We start from the raw sequence: 17,346 nt of genomic DNA on the forward strand, positions 1-17,346 counted from the left end.
GTGTCACTGATCGCTTCCGACCACTTCCGCATCATTGTCGGCCTCGGCAAGAGCGGCATGTCCCTGGTTCGCTTCCTGGCGAACCGGGGTGTGTCGTTTGCTGTGGCCGATACGCGGGAAAGTCCTCCGGAGCTGGCATCCTTGCGCCGTGACTACCCTCAGGTGGAAGTGCGTTGTGGCGAGCTGGATGTCGAATTCCTTTGCCGCGCCGACGAGTTGTACGTGAGCCCCGGTCTTGCATTGGCAACCCCTGCACTGCAACAGGCCGCGGCCCGTGGCGTGAAACTGTCCGGCGATCTGGAGTTGTTCGCGCGTCACGCGAAGGCGCCCATCATTGCCATCAGCGGTTCGAACGCGAAAAGCACCGTGACCACGCTGGTTGGCGAAATGGCTGCGGCGGCTGGCAAGCGCGTTGCGGTGGGCGGCAATCTCGGGACGCCTGCGCTGGATCTGCTCAGCGATGACATCGAGCTGTATGTGATGGAGCTGTCGAGCTTCCAGTTGGAAACCACCGATCAACTGGGCGCTGAAGTCGCTACCGTACTCAACGTCAGTGAAGACCACATGGACCGCTACAGCGGCCTGCCGGCGTATCACCTGGCCAAGCACCGGATTTTTCGTGGCGCTCGTCAGGTGGTGGTTAATCGGCAGGACGCCCTGTCGCGTCCGTTGATTGGCGAAGGCGTACCGTGCTGGACCTTCGGCCTGAACAAACCTGATATCAATGGCTTCGGTCTGCGGGAAGAGAACGGCGAAAAATACCTGGCGTTTCAGTTCGAAAACCTGATGCCGGTCAGTGAATTGAAGATCCGTGGCGCACACAACCAGGCCAATGCTCTGGCGGCGCTGGCCCTGGGTCATGCCGCCGGTCTGCCATGGGAGCCAATGCTTGTGGCGCTGCGTGGTTTTGCCGGGCTGCCTCATCGTTGCCAGTGGGTCCGCGAGTTGGCTGACGTCAGTTATTACGATGATTCCAAAGCCACCAATGTCGGCGCTGCATTGGCAGCCGTCGAAGGCTTGGGTGCGGACATCACCGGCAAGCTGGTCCTGATTGCAGGCGGCGATGGCAAGGGCGCAGATTTCAACGCACTCAAAGCTCCTGTCACCGTCCATTGTCGCGCCGTCGTCCTGCTGGGACGCGACGCTGAACTGCTCGCCGCGACGTTCGGCGACTCAGTACCCAAGATACGCGTCAACACATTGGAAGAAGCTGTGCAACGTGCCGCCCAATTGGCTCAGAAAGGGGATGCCGTGTTGCTGTCCCCGGCCTGCGCAAGCCTGGATATGTTCAAGAATTTCGAAGAGCGTGGACGTCTGTTCGCTCAGGCAGTGGAGAACTTGTCATGATTTTTGGCGTGATCAAGCCCTATCCATCGCCGATCATCAGCGGTCGCGGCGTCGACGTTGATTTCCCGATGCTCGCCGGTTGCCTGGCCCTGCTCGGTCTGGGCTTGGTCATGATTACCTCTGCCTCGTCGGAAGTGGCTGCCGTGCAGTCGGGCAACGCGCTGTACATGATGACCCGCCACCTGATTTATCTGGTGCTGGGCTTGGGCGCGTGCATTACCACCATGATGATCCCGGTCGCGACCTGGCAGCGTCTGGGCTGGCTGATGCTGATCGGCGCCTTCGGCCTGCTGTTTATGGTGATCGTGCCCGGCATCGGGCGCGAGGTGAACGGTTCGATGCGCTGGATTGGCTTTGGCATGTTCAACGTACAGCCTTCGGAAATTGCCAAGGTATTCGTGGTGATCTTCCTTGCCGGTTATCTGATTCGTCGTCAGCAGGAAGTGCGTGAAAGCTGGATGGGGTTCTTCAAACCCTTCATCGTGCTGCTGCCGATGGCCGGTCTGTTACTGATGGAGCCTGACTTCGGCGCCACCGTGGTAATGATGGGTTCAGCGGCCGCGATGCTGTTTCTCGGCGGGGTTGGCCTGTTCCGTTTTTCCTTGATGGTTGCGCTGGCTGTGGGTGCGGTATTCGTGCTGGTCCAGGCGCAGCCTTACCGGATGGCCCGTCTGATTACCTTTACCGACCCGTGGTCGGATCAGTTCGGTTCGGGTTACCAGTTGACTCAGGCGCTGATTGCCTTCGGTCGCGGTGAATGGTTCGGTGTCGGTCTGGGTAACAGCGTGCAGAAGCAGTTCTATCTCCCAGAGGCGCACACTGACTTCGTGTTCTCGGTCCTGGCCGAAGAGCTGGGCGTTGTGGGCTCACTGGCGACCGTCGCCTTGTTCGTGTTCGTCAGTATCCGCGCCATGTACATCGGTATGTGGGCAGAGCGCGCCAAGCAGTTTTTCGCTGCTTACACCGCTTACGGCCTGGCTTTCCTGTGGATCGGTCAGTTTTTGATCAACATCGGCGTGAACGTCGGCCTGTTGCCGACCAAAGGGCTGACCCTGCCATTTCTCAGCTACGGCGGCAGCTCGCTGATCATCTGCTGCGCGAGTCTGGGTTTGTTGCTGCGTATCGAGTGGGAGTCGCGCAACAACATGGGCAGCGAAGAGGCCGAGTTCAACGAGAGTGATTTTGCCGAGGAGCCGACTCATGGCCGTCGGTAATGTATTGATCATGGCGGGTGGCACCGGCGGACATGTGTTCCCGGCACTGGCTTGCGCCCACGAGTTTCAAGCGCGCGGCTACACCGTGCATTGGCTGGGTACGCCGCGCGGAATCGAAAACGATCTGGTGCCTGCGGCGGGTCTGCAATTGCATCTGATCAACGTCACGGGACTGCGCGGCAAGGGCCGTCTTTCGTTGCTCAAAGCGCCATTCATGCTGTTCAAAGCGTTATTGCAGGCGCGCCAAGTCGTCCGCGAGCTCAAACCGGTATGTGTCGTTGGTTTCGGCGGCTATGTGACCGGCCCCGGCGGTCTGGCAGCCAGGCTTGCTGGAGTGCCGTTGATCATCCATGAGCAAAACGCTGTCGCCGGTACCGCTAATCGCAGCCTGGCCTCGTTCGCTGCCCGTGTGTGTGAAGCCTTCCCGCAGACGTTCGCTGCGTCGGCCAAGCGTCGCACCACCGGCAACCCGGTACGTGCCGAGCTGTTTTTTGAGACACCACGCCAGGCTCTGGCTGGGCGCAAACCCCGCTTGCTTGTGCTGGGTGGAAGCCTGGGTGCCGAGCCACTGAACAAATTGCTGCCTGAAGCACTGGCCCAAGTGCCAGTGGAGCTACGGCCTGAAGTGTTTCATCAGGCCGGCAGGAATCACGATGAGGTCACCACCGAGCGCTATCGCGCCGCCGGTGTCGAGGCGCAGATTGCCCCCTTCATCAAAGACATGGCCCAGGCCTATGGCTGGGCGGATCTGGTGGTTTGCCGCGCAGGCGCGCTGACCATCAGCGAACTGGCTGCCGCTGGTCTGCCGTCATTGCTGGTGCCGCTGCCCCATGCAATCGACGACCACCAATCGCGCAATGCCGAATATCTGGCTCGTGAAGGCGCCGCCTTCGTGATGCCGCAAGCGACAACTGGCGCTGCCGAAATGGCGGCTCGCCTGAAAGAGGTTTTGATGCAACCCGAACAATTGAAGCGCATGGCTACCACGGCCCGCCAACTGGCCAAGCCGGATGCTACCAACACTGTCGTTGATGTCTGCCTGGAGGTGGTCCATGGTTGAGAGTCAACGTGCGATGCCACAACCGGAAATGCGTCGTATCCGACGCATCCACTTCGTCGGTATCGGCGGCGTGGGCATGTGCGGTATTGCCGAAGTGTTGTTGAACCTGGGCTACGAAGTCTCCGGTTCCGACCTCAAGGCTTCGCCTGTGACCGAACGTCTTGAATCGTTCGGCGCGCACATCTTCATTGGCCACCGGGCAGAGAACGCCTCTGCGGCTGACGTGCTGGTCGTTTCCAGCGCTGTCAATACCGCCAACCCAGAAGTGGCGACTGCTCTGGAACGTCGGATTCCGGTAGTACCACGCGCCGAAATGTTGGCGGAACTGATGCGTTACCGCCACGGCATTGCCGTTGCCGGGACTCATGGCAAGACCACCACCACCAGCCTCATCGCTTCTGTGTTTGCAGCCGGCGGACTTGACCCGACGTTCGTGATCGGCGGTCGTCTGAACGCCGCAGGCACCAACGCTCAGCTCGGCACCAGCCGTTACCTGATCGCCGAAGCGGACGAAAGCGATGCCAGTTTCCTGCACCTGCAACCGCTGGTGGCGGTCGTCACCAATATCGACGCCGACCACATGGCGACCTACGAAGGCGACTTCAACAAACTAAAGAAAACCTTCGTCGAGTTTTTGCACAACCTGCCGTTCTACGGTCTGGCCGTAGTGTGCACCGACGACCCGGTGGTGTGCGACATCCTGCCAGCGGTGAAGCGTCCTGTGGTGACGTACGGCTTCAACGAAGATGCGGACGTGCGTGCAATCAATGTCCGGCAGGACGGCATGCATACTCATTTCACCGTCTTGCGTCGTGATCGTGCGCCGCTGGACGTGTCGGTGAACATGCCTGGCAACCACAACGTGCTCAACTCGCTGGCTACCATCGCCATCGCGACCGACGAAGGCATCAGCGACGAGGCCATTGTTCAAGGTCTTTCCGGCTTCCAGGGCGTGGGGCGTCGCTTCCAGGTCTACGGCGAGCTGCCGGTGGAAGGCGGCAATGTGATGCTGGTGGACGATTACGGTCATCACCCTCGCGAGGTCGCTGCGGTCATCAATGCAGTGCGCGGTGGCTGGCCGGATCGCCGCTTGGTCATGGTTTACCAGCCGCACCGTTACAGCCGCACTCGCGACCTGTATGACGATTTCGTGCAGGTGCTCAATGACGCCAACGTCTTGCTGTTGATGGAAGTCTACCCGGCAGGCGAAGAGCCGATTCCGGGTGCCGATAGCCGTCAATTGGCGCACAGCATTCGTCAGCGCGGACAACTGGACCCGATCTACATCGAGCGTGGCGTTGAACTCGCTCCGCTGGTCAAGCCGCTGCTGCGCGCTGGCGACATTCTGCTGTGTCAGGGCGCTGGCGACATCGGTGGTCTGGCTCCGCAGTTGCTCAAGAGCCCGTTGTTCACGGGCGCCATCGTTGCCTCAACCGAAGGTAAGCTGAAATGACAGCCGCCGCGCAAGTCTCCCTGTTCCCGACGCTGGAGCCCAAAAGCTTCGGTCGGGTAGCCGTACTCTTCGGTGGCAAGAGTGCGGAGCGGGAGGTTTCCCTGAAATCTGGAAAAGCAGTGCTTGAAGCGTTGCAGAGCGCGGATGTCGATGCGTTTGCCATCGACGTGGGCGACGATTTTCTTCAGCGTCTGGTAAGCGAAAAGATCGATCGCGCGTTCATCGTGTTGCACGGTCGTGGCGGCGAAGATGGCACCATGCAGGGGCTGCTGGAGTGCCTGCAAATCCCGTACACCGGCAGCGGCGTACTGGCTTCGGCACTGGCAATGGACAAGTTGCGCACCAAGCAGGTCTGGCAGAGCCTGGGACTCCCGACCCCACGTCACGCGGTACCGGGCAGCGAAGCGGATTGTATTTCTGCGGCGACGGAACTGGGCTTTCCTTTGATCGTCAAACCCGCCCATGAAGGCTCCAGTATCGGTATGGCCAAGGTGACCTGCGTCGACGAATTGATCGCCGCATGGAAAGCTGCCAGCACCTACGATTCACAAGTGTTGGTCGAACAATGGATTCAAGGTCCGGAGTTCACCGTCGCCTCGCTGCGTGGGCAGGTATTGCCGCCCATCGGCCTGGGCACCCCTCACAGTTTCTACGACTACGACGCCAAGTACCTGGCTTCCGACACCCAGTACCGGATCCCATGCGGCCTGGACGCAGCCAAAGAACAGGAACTCAAGGCATTGACCGCTCGTGCCTGCGAAGCCGTGGGCATCGCCGGATGGGCGCGTACTGACGTCATGCAGGACGCCGAAGGCAAATTTTGGCTGCTGGAAGTCAATACGGTGCCTGGCATGACAGATCACAGTCTGGTGCCCATGGCTGCGGATGCTGCGGGTCTGGATTTCAAACAGTTGGTGTTGGCGATTCTGGCCGACAGTGTCCAGGTGCGGGGGTAAATCATGCTCGGCGCGACGGTACGTCATCAGCAATCCACGCCAAACCGCAAACCGGTGCCTCGTGGCGCCAGCCGGATGGTGGCTAAGGAGCCGTTGTCGGCGCGCATGCCCAAGCCGAACTTCGGTTTCCTGCGCAGCCTGATGTGGCCCGTGCTGCTGGTGGTATTCGGTTTTGGCACTTACGAAGCCGCACAGCGCCTGTTGCCTTACGCCGATCGACCGATCTCACGGATCAACGTTCAGGGCGACTTGAGCTACATCAGCCAGCAGGCCGTTCAGCAGCGCATTGCGCCGTTCGTGGCGACCAGCTTCTTCAACATCGATCTGGCCGGGATGCGAACCGAGCTTGAGCAGATGCCGTGGATCGCCCATGCCGAAGTCCGCCGCGTATGGCCGGATCAGGTGGTGATTCGTCTTGAAGAACAGTTGCCGGTTGCACGATGGGGCGATGAAGCCCTGTTGAACAACCAGGGGCAGGCGTTCACTCCGCGCGAGCTGGCGAACTACGAACACCTTCCGCAGTTGTTCGGGCCTCAACGGGCTCAACAGCAGGTGATGCAGCAGTACCAGGTATTGAGCCAGATGTTGCGCCCGCTGGGCTTCTCCATCGCTCGCCTGGAATTGCGCGAGCGAGGCAGTTGGTTCCTGACCACCGGCGCAGGCAATGCAGGCCCTGGCCTGGAACTGCTGCTGGGGCGTGACCATCTGGTGGAGAAGATGCGCCGCTTTATCGCCATCTACGAAAAAACGCTTAAAGAACAGATCACGAACATTGCGCGCGTCGACCTGCGCTACAGCAACGGCCTTGCCGTCGGTTGGCGTGAGCAGGCGTCAGCTACAACGACGGAAAAACCCGCCGTCGCGAAGAATTGATAAGAGGCAGGACCCATGGCAAACGTGCAAAGCGGCAAAATGATCGTCGGATTGGATATCGGCACCTCCAAGGTGGTGGCGCTGGTAGGCGAAGTCGCGGCTGATGGCACGCTGGAAATCGTCGGTATCGGCACCCATCCCTCACGTGGCCTGAAGAAGGGCGTGGTGGTGAATATCGAGTCGACCGTGCAGTCGATCCAGCGCGCGGTCGAAGAAGCGCAGCTGATGGCCGGCTGCCGCATTCACTCGGCGTTCGTCGGTGTCGCCGGCAATCATATTCGAAGCCTGAACTCCCACGGTATCGTGGCGATTCGTGATCGCGAAGTGAGCTCGGCTGACCTTGAGCGTGTACTCGATGCTGCTCAGGCCGTAGCAATCCCGGCTGACCAGCGCGTCTTGCACACGCTGCCGCAGGACTACGTCATCGACAATCAGGAAGGCGTTCGCGAGCCATTGGGTATGTCGGGCGTGCGTCTGGAAGCCAAGGTTCACGTAGTGACCTGCGCCGTGAATGCTGCACAGAACATCGAGAAATGCGTGCGCCGGTGCGGTCTGGAAGTGGATGACATCATTCTGGAGCAACTGGCTTCGGCATACTCGGTGCTGACCGATGATGAAAAAGAACTGGGTGTGTGCCTGGTCGACATCGGTGGCGGCACCACCGACATCGCGATCTTCACCGAAGGCGCTATTCGTCACACCGCCGTGATCCCGATTGCCGGTGACCAGGTCACTAACGACATCGCCATGGCCCTACGTACCCCTACGCAGTACGCCGAAGAGATCAAGATCCGTTACGCCTGCGCTTTGGCAAAACTGGCCGGTGCCGGCGAAACCATCAAGGTCCCGAGCGTCGGCGACCGTCCGCCGCGTGAGCTGTCGCGTCAGGCCTTGGCCGAAGTGGTCGAGCCACGCTACGACGAACTGTTCACGCTTATTCAGGCCGAACTGCGTCGCAGTGGCTACGAAGACCTGATCCCGGCCGGCATCGTGCTGACCGGTGGTACGGCGAAAATGGAAGGCGCGGTGGAACTTGCCGAGGAAATCTTCCATATGCCGGTGCGCCTGGGCGTGCCGCACAGCATCAAGGGTTTGGCGGACGTGGTTCGCAACCCGATTTACTCCACCGGCGTCGGCCTGTTGCTGTATGGGCTGCAAAAGCAGTCTGACGGCATCTCGCTGTCCGGCCTTTCCGGCTCCGGTAGCAGTTATAGCGATGAACCGAAGGCTTCAGTGTTTGAGCGTCTCAAACGCTGGGTCCAGGGGAATTTCTAAGATTCAAAAAGTGGTAGGCAGGCAACAGGCGACATAAAACTAGAGAACTGAAGGAGAGGGAACATGTTCGAGCTCGTAGACAACATCCCACAAAGCCCGGTAATTAAAGTAATCGGCGTCGGTGGTGGCGGCGGCAACGCAGTCAACCACATGGTCAAGAGCAACATCGAAGGCGTCGAGTTCATCTGCGCCAACACCGATGCTCAAGCCCTGAAAAACATTGGCGCGCGCACCATTCTGCAACTGGGTACCGGTGTGACCAAGGGCCTGGGTGCAGGTGCCAACCCTGAAGTCGGTCGTCAGGCCGCGCTGGAAGATCGTGAGCGCATTGCAGAAGTCCTGCAGGGCACCAACATGGTCTTCATCACCACCGGCATGGGTGGCGGTACCGGTACCGGTGCGGCGCCGATCATTGCCGAAGTGGCCAAGGAAATGGGCATCTTGACCGTTGCGGTCGTGACGCGTCCATTCCCGTTCGAAGGTCGCAAGCGCATGCAGATCGCCGATGAAGGCATCCGCGCGCTGTCTGAAAGCGTCGACTCGTTGATCACCATTCCCAACGAGAAGCTGCTGACCATCCTGGGCAAGGACGCGAGCCTGCTGTCGGCTTTCGCCAAGGCTGACGACGTTTTGGCAGGTGCCGTCCGCGGTATTTCCGACATCATCAAGCGTCCAGGCATGATCAACGTCGACTTCGCCGACGTACGCACCGTGATGTCCGAAATGGGCATGGCGATGATGGGCACTGGCTGCGCCAGCGGTCCGAACCGTGCGCGTGAAGCCACTGAGGCTGCGATTCGCAATCCGCTGCTTGAAGACGTCAACCTGCAGGGTGCCCGCGGCATTCTGGTTAACATCACTGCCGGTCCTGACCTGTCGCTGGGTGAGTACTCGGACGTGGGTAGCATCATCGAAGCGTTCGCCTCCGAACACGCCATGGTCAAGGTCGGCACGGTTATCGATCCAGACATGCGTGACGAGTTGCACGTGACTGTGGTTGCCACCGGCCTGGGTGCAAAAATCGAGAAGCCTGTGAAGGTCATCGACAACACCATGCAGACCGCTCAGTCCGCACCAGCGCAGCAGCAAACAGTTCGTCAGGAGCAGCCATCGGTGAATTACCGTGATCTGGACCGTCCTACCGTGATGCGCAATCAGGCACACGCTGGCGCGACAGCAGCGGCGAAGATGAACCCGCAAGATGATCTGGATTACCTGGATATTCCAGCGTTCCTGCGTCGTCAGGCTGATTGATGGGTTCTATCAGGGGTATAAGGGTGATTGGTGTTCAGCAAAGGCGAGGTCTGCTATCATCGCCGGCCTTTGTTGATACTAATTCGCGATATGCGCTGAAGCGGCCAATGCCATGATTAAACAACGCACCCTGAAGAATATTATCCGTGCCACAGGTATCGGTTTGCACTCGGGGGAGAAGGTATACCTGACCCTCAAACCTGCACCTGTGAACGCTGGCATTGTGTTTTTCCGTACCGACCTCGAGCCGGTTGTCCAGATCAACGCACACGCGCTGAATGTAGGCGACACCACGCTCTCCACGACGCTGTTCAATGGTGACGTGAAGGTCGATACGGTTGAACACTTGCTGTCGGCCATGGCTGGCCTTGGCATCGATAACGCCTACGTTGAACTCTCTGCCTCCGAAGTTCCAATCATGGACGGCAGCGCAGGTCCCTTCGTATTCCTGATTCAATCAGCGGGCCTGGAAGAGCAGGACGCACCGAAGAAATTCATACGCATTCTGAAAGAAGTCTGCGTTGAAGAAGACGGCAAGTCCGCCAAGTTCGTACCGTTCGAAGGTTTCAAGGTGGGTTTCGAGATCGATTTCGACCACCCGTACCTGAAGAACCGCACGCAAACGGCAAGCGTCGACTTCTCCAGCACTTCGTTCGTTAAAGAAGTGAGCCGTGCGCGTACTTTCGGTTTCATGAAAGATATCGAGTACCTGCGCAAGCACAACCTTGCACTGGGCGGCAGCGTGGAAAACGCTATCGTCGTGGACAAGGACGGCGTGTTGAACGAAGACGGCCTGCGTTACGAGGACGAATTCGTCAAGCACAAGATTCTGGATGCTATCGGTGACCTGTATCTGCTGGGCAACAGCCTGATCGGCGAGTATCAAGGCTTCAAGTCGGGACACGGTTTGAACAATCGTCTGCTGCGTGCATTGATTGCACAGGAAGATGCTTGGGAAGTTGTGACCTTCGAAGATGCCAGTACCGCACCGATCTCGTACATGCGCCCTGTAGCGGCGGTGTAAATACTCTCTTCTTCTAGTTTGATTATTTAAGGCCACCTTCGGGTGGCCTTTTTTCATTGTGGGCTTGGGCGCTGTGTTTGGGGGTGAGCCGCTTGTTTGGGATGCACCCACCCCAAACGCCAAAACCTAGCCGTTAGGCTGCCTGTGCTTGCCATGCGCCGCCAATCGCTCCAGCGCCGCGCGCAGTTTGGGATCACTGATCCCCTCAGCCGTCTCACTGATCGTCTCCGCCGCCGCCACCGAAAGATCCCGCGAATGACCCGCGGCACTCTGATGGACCGTTGCTGGTTGTACCTTGAGCTGCAAACGTGTCAGGTTGGAAAATTCTTTGAAAGCCACCAGTTGCCTTTGCAGGCGTTTCTGCTGATAGCGCAGGCGCGTGGCCCAATGCCCGTCGGTGACAATCAGCAATAAAGTGCCCTCGCGCCAAGACGCGACGTGGCAGTGCGCGCGCGCAGCCGGTTGCAGCTGGCTTTCCAGCAAGCGCTGCAAGTGCGCCAGTCGCTGGGCATGATTGTAGATGGCTTTGAGTGGCCGAGCCTCACGCAACAACACGGCTGGTGCGCGGGCGTGCAAGGGACGAAATGCCATAAGAGTTGCCCTTCGATACAAGCCTGCGATGGTAGCAGAAATCACCGGCCGGCCTCGCAGGCATTGGACCCGGCTGGCGATATGGCGCTCTGTTTGTGAACAAATTTTAATCAAACTTCTTTCGGTGACGGGTTGAAGTCCAAGCAAACGCCCCTATTTTACTGCTGCCCCGTAACACTGCTGTGCCAGCATCGTGGAATAACGCCACTTTCCTCACCACCATTTCCGGGTAGAATGCTCGTTCGCATGCGGCCATGAGGGCTGCACGGGCGACTCACGGGGCCGCCCTCCATCCCTATGTGTGGAAGATCCTGTCGATATGTTTGCACCTTTGTTAAAAAAACTTTTCGGAAGCAAGAACGAGCGCGAAGTGAAGCGCATGCTCAAGACGGTTCAATTCGTCAACAGCTTCGAAGAGCAAATGGTGGCCCTTTCGGACGAGCAACTGCGCGCCAAGACCGAAGAGTTCAAGGCCCGCATAGCCAAAGGTGAGACCCTCGATCAGCTCCTGCCCGAAGCGTTCGCGGTCTGCCGCGAGGCGGGCAAGCGCATCATGGGGATGCGCCACTTCGACGTTCAATTGATCGGCGGCATGACGCTGCACGAAGGCATGATCGCCGAGATGCGTACCGGTGAAGGCAAGACCCTGGTCGCGACATTGGCGGTCTATCTCAATGCGCTGTCCGGCAAGGGCGTGCACGTTGTCACCGTGAACGATTACCTGGCTCGTCGTGACGCCAACTGGATGCGTCCACTGTACGAATTCCTCGGCTTGAGCGTAGGCGTCGTTACGCCGTTCGCGCCGCCGGAAGAGAAGCGTGCTGCTTATGCCTCGGACATCACCTACGGCACCAACAACGAATTCGGCTTCGACTATCTGCGCGACAACATGGCGTTCAGCATGGAAGAGAAATTCCAGCGCGAGCTGAATTTCGCCGTGATCGACGAAGTGGACTCGATCCTTATCGACGAAGCCCGTACGCCGCTGATCATTTCCGGCCAGGCCGAAGACAGCTCCAAGCTGTACACCGAAATCAACAAGTTGATCCCGCGACTCGAGCAGCACATCGAGGAAGTGGAAGGCGTGGTGACCAAACAAGGCCACTTCTCCATTGACGAGAAATCCCGTCAGGTGGAGCTGAACGAGTCCGGTCACCAGTTCATCGAAGAAATGCTCACCGAAGTCGGCCTGCTGGCCGAAGGCGAGAGCTTGTATTCGGCGCACAATCTTGGCCTGCTGACTCACGTCTATGCCGGTCTGCGCGCTCACAAGCTGTTCCATCGCAACGTCGAATACATCGTTCAGGACGGCCAGATTCTGCTGGTCGACGAGCATACTGGTCGTACCATGCCGGGCCGTCGTCTGTCCGAAGGCCTGCACCAGGCGATCGAAGCCAAGGAAAACCTGAACATTCAGGCCGAGAGCCAGACCCTGGCCTCGACCACGTTCCAGAACTACTTCCGTCTGTACAACAAGCTGTCCGGCATGACCGGTACCGCCGACACCGAAGCGTTCGAATTCCACCAGATCTACACCCTGGCCGTGATGGTCATTCCGCCGAACAAGCCGTTGGCGCGTAAAGACTTCAACGACCTTGTGTACCTGACCGCTGAAGAGAAGTACCAGGCGATCATCACCGACATCAAGGCCTGTCTGGCCGAGCAGCGTCCGGTGCTGGTAGGTACAGCGACCATCGAAACCTCCGAGCACATGTCCGACTTGCTGCGCAAGGAAGGCATCGATCACAAGGTTCTGAACGCCAAGTTCCACGAAAAAGAAGCGGAAATCATTGCCCAGGCCGGTCGTCCGGGCGCGCTGACCATCGCCACCAACATGGCCGGTCGTGGTACCGACATCCTGTTGGGCGGCAACTGGGAAGTCGAAGTCGCCAGTCTCGAAGACCCGACGCCGGAGCAGACCGCGCAGATCAAGGCTGACTGGCAGAAGCGCCATCAGCAGGTCATCGAGGCCGGTGGTCTGCATGTGATTGCGTCCGAGCGTCATGAATCGCGTCGTATCGACAACCAGTTGCGCGGTCGCGCCGGTCGTCAGGGCGACACCGGTTCCAGCCGTTTCTACCTGTCGCTGGAAGACAGTCTGATGCGCATCTTCGCCTCTGACCGGGTGAAGAACTTCATGAAAGCGCTGGGCATGCAATCCGGCGAGGCGATCGAGCACCGCATGGTGACCAACGCCATCGAGAAGGCGCAACGCAAGGTCGAAGGCCGCAACTTCGACATTCGTAAACAACTGCTTGAGTTCGACGACGTTTCCAACGAACAGCGTAAAGTGATCTACCACATGCGTAACAGCCTGCTGGCTGCGACCAATATCGGTGACACCATTGCTGAATTTCGTGAAGAAGTGCTGGACGCCACCATCACCTCGCACATTCCGCCGCAATCCCTGCCTGAGCAGTGGGACGTGGCCGGTCTGGAAGCCGCCTTGAACAGCGACTTCGGTGTGAAATTGCCGATTCAGCAGTGGCTGGACGAAGACGATCACCTGCACGAAGAAAGCCTGCGTTCGAAACTTCTGCAAGCCATCATGTCGGCTTACATCGAGAAGGAAGACCAGGCCAGCGCCGAAGCGCTGCGTACCTTCGAGAAACAGATTCTGCTACGCGTTCTGGACGATCTGTGGAAAGACCACCTGTCGACCATGGACCACCTGCGTCACGGTATCCATTTGCGCGGCTACGCTCAGAAGAACCCGAAACAGGAATACAAGCGCGAGTCCTTCACGCTGTTCCAGGAGCTTCTGGATTCGATCAAGCGCGACGCCATTCGTGTGTTGTCTCACGTTCAGGTTCGTCGGGAAGACCAGGCCGAAGAGGAAGCGCGTCTGCGGCGCGATGCCGAAGAACTGGCTCAGCGCATGCAGTTCCAGCACGCCGAAGCGCCGGGTCTTGATCAGCCGGATATATTGGCCGAAGAGGGTGAAGACTTGACCGTTGCTGCGGCCAGCGCCCTGTCGCCGGTGCGCAACGATCAGAAGCTGGGTCGCAACGAACTGTGCTGGTGTGGTTCGGGCAAGAAGTTCAAGCACTGTCACGGTCAGATCAACTAAGCCGAAAACGGTCCGTTGCATCTGAACCGCTACACCACGCCGCGACAGGCTCAGCCGTCGCGGCGTTTTTCAATCGAACGCGCCGCACCGGTTACACCGCGCGGGGCATGACTTTTTTCAAGGAGCGTATTTCATGGCTGTTGGTCTTGGTCCTCTGCCGACGCTGCACCCGGTTCCCGGTTTCGAGCTGGGCATCGCCTCTGCCGGCATCAAGCGTCCGGGGCGCAAAGACGTCGTGGTCATGCGCTGCGCCGAAGGCTCCAGTGTTGCCGGCGTATTCACCCTCAATGCGTTTTGTGCAGCCCCGGTGATTTTGGCCAAACAGCGCGTGCAAGGCACCGTGCGTTATCTGCTGACCAACACGGGTAATGCCAATGCCGGCACCGGCGAGCCAGGCCTGGCGGCCGCCGAACGTACTTGCGCAAAGCTCGCCGAGATTACTGGGGTCCAGGCCAGCGCTGTGTTGCCGTTCTCCACGGGTGTGATCGGCGAGCCGCTGCCGGTGGAAAAGATCGAAAGCGCATTGCAGACCGCGCTGGACGACCTGTCTGTGGATAACTGGGCTGCGGCTGCAACCGGCATCATGACCACTGACACTCTGCCCAAGGGTGCCAGCCGCCAGTTCCAGGTCGATGGCGTAACCGTCACCGTGACCGGCATCAGCAAAGGCGCCGGCATGATCCGGCCGAACATGGCGACCATGCTTGGCTACATTGCCACCGACGCCAAGGTTGCCCAAAGCGTGTTGCAGGATTTGATCCGCGACGGTGCCAACAAGTCGTTCAACCGGATCACCATCGATGGCGACACCTCGACCAACGATTGCTGCATGCTGATCGCAACCGGCCAGGCCAATCTGCCGGAAGTCACCGAAGCCAGGGGGCCGCTGTTCGAGGCGCTGAAAAAAGCCGTATTGGAGGTCTGCATGGATGTCGCTCAGGCCATCGTGCGTGACGGTGAAGGCGCGACCAAGTTTGTCACTGTCGAAGTCAACGGCGGCGGCAATCATCAGGAGTGCCTGGACGTCGGCTACACCGTGGCTCATTCGCCGCTGATCAAGACTGCCTTGTTCGCCTCCGACCCGAACTGGGGCCGCATCCTGGCCGCAGTGGGCCGCGCGGGTGTGCCAGATCTGGACGTGAGCAAGATCGACGTGTTCCTGAGCGGTGTATGCATCGCCAGCAAGGGCGCACGTGCCTCCACCTACACTGAAGAGCAGGGTTCTGCGGTGATGGCCGAAGAGGAAATCACCATCCGCATTGAGTTGGGTCGCGGCGATTGCAGCGAAACCATCTGGACCACCGACCTGTCCCACGAATACGTGAAGATCAACGCGGAATACCGTACCTGATTCAGACCCGCTGATGAGCGAGGGGTCATTCAGGGTATCCCTGCCTGGCCCGTTTCCCTGGGTGAAAGCATTCATCTGCGAAGTGAGAGGACAGCCGATACATCTCCATGTTAAGCACTGTTTTTCGCAAGTGAATCCGCGCCCACAATGAGCATTCAGCGCACGGCACAAAGTGATCGGTTTGCCTCCGTATGCCTTGTTCAAGAGGACGATTGAAATTGAAACGAATCCATGTAGCCGCCGCGGTCATTCGGGGCACTGACGGCAAGATTCTGATTGCCCGGCGCGCCGACAAGCAGCACCAGGGTGGCTTGTGGGAGTTTCCCGGCGGCAAGGTCGAACCAGGCGAAACGGTCGAAGCGGCCCTGTCTCGCGAGTTGAAGGAAGAATTGGGGATCATGGTCGGGGCCGCGCGCCCGCTGATCAAGATCAGGCATGACTACCCGGACAAGCAGGTGTTGCTGGATGTCTGGGAAGTCTCGTCATTCACGGGCGAGCCACACGGTGCCGAGGGACAGCCCTTGTCCTGGGCATCCAATCGGGAGCTGGACGGGTACGCGTTTCCCGCAGCGAATCAGCCTATCGTGGCCGCTGCCCGCTTGCCGGGCGAGTACCTGATCACCCCGGATGCGCTTGAAACCCCGCAGTTGCTGCAGGGTATTCAAAAAGCGATTGCCAGCGGCATCAAGCTGGTGCAACTGCGCGCGCCCAATGGCTACGACCCTAAATATCGCGACGTTGCGGTAGATGCGGTCGGGCTCTGCGCGGGCAAGGCGCAGTTGATGCTCAAAGGTCCGCTGGAATGGCTGGGCGATTTTCCGGCCGCAGGCTGGCACCTCACCAGCGCCCAGTTGCGCAAATACGCCAGCAAGGGCCGTCCATTCCCTGAGGATCGATGGTTGGCCGCCTCATGCCATAACGCTGAAGAGCTGTCCCTGGCCGAGCAGATGGGCGTGGACTTCGTCACCCTGTCGCCAGTACAGGCGACACAAAGCCACCCGGACGCCGAACCATTGGGATGGGAGCAGGCTCGGGCACTGATCGACGGCTTCAACAGGCCGGTCTATCTGCTCGGTGGAGTAGGGCCGGCAGAACGACAGCGCGCCTGGGAAAACGGCGCGCAGGGCGTAGCAGGAATTCGGGCGTTTTGGCCGCATGGATTTGACTAACGCGGCCTGTCTTCTGATGCCGAGGTGCCGGCGAACGACGTTGATCAGTCAGCGTCTTCGCCACTGATCCACCGGATTCGCCAGCAATCCGGCTCTCACAGGGGACTGCCTGAAAGCGCAGATCCGGCTCACTCCGGTTTCTTCGCCGCTTGCCACAAGATCTCTGCAATGCCCTGTCGACGCGCAATGATCCGAGCGGCGACGAACAACAGATCCGACAGCCGATTGATATACGCCAGACCGACTCCGGCCAGTGGTTCGATGGCATTCAGGTGCTGGCAACGGCGCTCGGCACTGCGCGCAAGGCTACGACACACATGGGCTTGCGCGATCAGCGCAGAACCGCCCGGCAGAATGAAGTTCTCCAGTGGTCCGACTTCCTCGTTCCAGGCGTCGATGGCCGCCTCCAGCCGTTCGATTTCCGTGATATTGAGCGCTTGGTATTTCGGCATCGCCAGTTCGCCACCCAGATCGAACAGCCTGTGCTGGCAAGGCGCGAGTACATCGATGACTTGCTGCACCGAAGGCGTCGAACCGATCAGGTCGCTCAGCCCGGCCAGCAGCACTCCCAACTGGCTGTTCAGGGTATCGACCTCGCCGATAGCCTCCACTCGCGGATGATCCTTGGGCACCCGGCGGCCGTCACCCAGGCCGGTTTCGCCTTTGTCGCCGGTGCGTGTGTATATCTTCGACAAGCGAAATCCCATGG

Annotated in this window: 14 protein-coding genes; 12 read left to right on the plus strand and 2 right to left on the minus strand. The window is 59.4% G+C overall.

Features of this window, described 5'->3' with window-relative positions:
• The 9 genes from murD (at nucleotide 1) to lpxC (ending at nucleotide 10,456) form a co-directional block, all read left to right on the plus strand.
• The gene (gene murD / locus EC915_RS06120; protein ID WP_133749641.1) at nucleotides 1-1,347 is read left to right on the plus strand and encodes a UDP-N-acetylmuramoyl-L-alanine--D-glutamate ligase; all 1,347 of its coding nucleotides are present in this window, start codon (nucleotides 1-3) and stop codon (nucleotides 1,345-1,347) included.
• On the plus strand, nucleotides 1,344-2,561 hold the full coding sequence (gene ftsW, locus EC915_RS06125) for a putative lipid II flippase FtsW (protein ID WP_133749642.1): 1,218 nt from the start codon (nucleotides 1,344-1,346) through the stop codon (nucleotides 2,559-2,561). Before murD ends, ftsW begins: the two co-directional genes overlap by 4 nt.
• Entirely contained in the window at nucleotides 2,548-3,621 is a 1,074-nt protein-coding gene (gene murG / locus EC915_RS06130; RefSeq protein WP_133749643.1) for an undecaprenyldiphospho-muramoylpentapeptide beta-N-acetylglucosaminyltransferase, read from the plus strand. Before ftsW ends, murG begins: the two co-directional genes overlap by 14 nt.
• Nucleotides 3,614-5,074 (plus strand): UDP-N-acetylmuramate--L-alanine ligase, encoded by a 1,461-nt coding sequence (murC, locus tag EC915_RS06135; protein WP_133749644.1) that lies wholly within the window; start codon nucleotides 3,614-3,616, stop codon nucleotides 5,072-5,074. The genes murG and murC overlap by 8 nt, the downstream gene beginning before the upstream one ends.
• Nucleotides 5,071-6,030 (plus strand): D-alanine--D-alanine ligase, encoded by a 960-nt coding sequence (locus EC915_RS06140; protein WP_133749645.1) that lies wholly within the window; start codon nucleotides 5,071-5,073, stop codon nucleotides 6,028-6,030. Before murC ends, EC915_RS06140 begins: the two co-directional genes overlap by 4 nt.
• A 3-nt stretch (nucleotides 6,031-6,033) precedes the next feature.
• Complete coding sequence (locus EC915_RS06145; protein WP_133749646.1) at nucleotides 6,034-6,903, plus strand: cell division protein FtsQ/DivIB; 870 nt, start codon at nucleotides 6,034-6,036, stop codon at nucleotides 6,901-6,903.
• Nucleotides 6,904-6,918: 15 nt separating this feature from the next.
• Nucleotides 6,919-8,178: a cell division protein FtsA gene (gene ftsA / locus EC915_RS06150; RefSeq protein ID WP_133749647.1), complete on the plus strand. Its 1,260-nt coding sequence runs from the start codon at nucleotides 6,919-6,921 to the stop codon at nucleotides 8,176-8,178.
• 63 nt (nucleotides 8,179-8,241) lie between these two features.
• Nucleotides 8,242-9,432, plus strand: a complete 1,191-nt coding sequence (ftsZ, locus tag EC915_RS06155; RefSeq protein ID WP_133749648.1) for a cell division protein FtsZ — start codon at nucleotides 8,242-8,244, stop codon at nucleotides 9,430-9,432.
• Nucleotides 9,433-9,544: 112 nt separating this feature from the next.
• A complete protein-coding gene (gene lpxC, locus EC915_RS06160; RefSeq protein ID WP_133749649.1) occupies nucleotides 9,545-10,456 on the plus strand; it encodes a UDP-3-O-acyl-N-acetylglucosamine deacetylase in 912 nt (303 codons plus the stop codon).
• 126 nt (nucleotides 10,457-10,582) lie between these two features.
• On the opposite strand, the gene EC915_RS06165 is transcribed toward lpxC, so the two are convergent.
• Nucleotides 10,583-11,047, minus strand: coding sequence for a DUF721 domain-containing protein (locus tag EC915_RS06165; RefSeq protein ID WP_133749650.1), 465 nt, complete (start codon nucleotides 11,045-11,047; stop codon nucleotides 10,583-10,585).
• Between the two features lie 319 nt (nucleotides 11,048-11,366).
• Between EC915_RS06165 and secA the strand changes: the two genes are divergently transcribed.
• The 3 genes from secA to EC915_RS06180 all read left to right on the plus strand — a co-directional run bounded on the left by secA (nucleotide 11,367) and on the right by EC915_RS06180 (nucleotide 16,637).
• Complete coding sequence (gene secA, locus EC915_RS06170; RefSeq protein WP_133749651.1) at nucleotides 11,367-14,117, plus strand: preprotein translocase subunit SecA; 2,751 nt, start codon at nucleotides 11,367-11,369, stop codon at nucleotides 14,115-14,117.
• Between the two features lie 133 nt (nucleotides 14,118-14,250).
• Nucleotides 14,251-15,468, plus strand: coding sequence for a bifunctional glutamate N-acetyltransferase/amino-acid acetyltransferase ArgJ (argJ, locus tag EC915_RS06175; RefSeq protein ID WP_133749652.1), 1,218 nt, complete (start codon nucleotides 14,251-14,253; stop codon nucleotides 15,466-15,468).
• Nucleotides 15,469-15,686: 218 nt separating this feature from the next.
• Entirely contained in the window at nucleotides 15,687-16,637 is a 951-nt protein-coding gene (locus tag EC915_RS06180; protein WP_133749653.1) for a Nudix family hydrolase, read from the plus strand.
• Nucleotides 16,638-16,765: 128 nt separating this feature from the next.
• Here the strand turns inward: EC915_RS06180 and EC915_RS06185 are convergent, their stop codons facing one another.
• Nucleotides 16,766-17,344: a cob(I)yrinic acid a,c-diamide adenosyltransferase gene (locus EC915_RS06185; RefSeq protein ID WP_133749654.1), complete on the minus strand. Its 579-nt coding sequence runs from the start codon at nucleotides 17,342-17,344 to the stop codon at nucleotides 16,766-16,768.
• Between the last annotated feature and the right edge of the window lie 2 nt (nucleotides 17,345-17,346).

The organism is Pseudomonas sp. LP_7_YM, from assembly GCF_004364435.1.
Taxonomy (GTDB): domain Bacteria; phylum Pseudomonadota; class Gammaproteobacteria; order Pseudomonadales; family Pseudomonadaceae; genus Aquipseudomonas.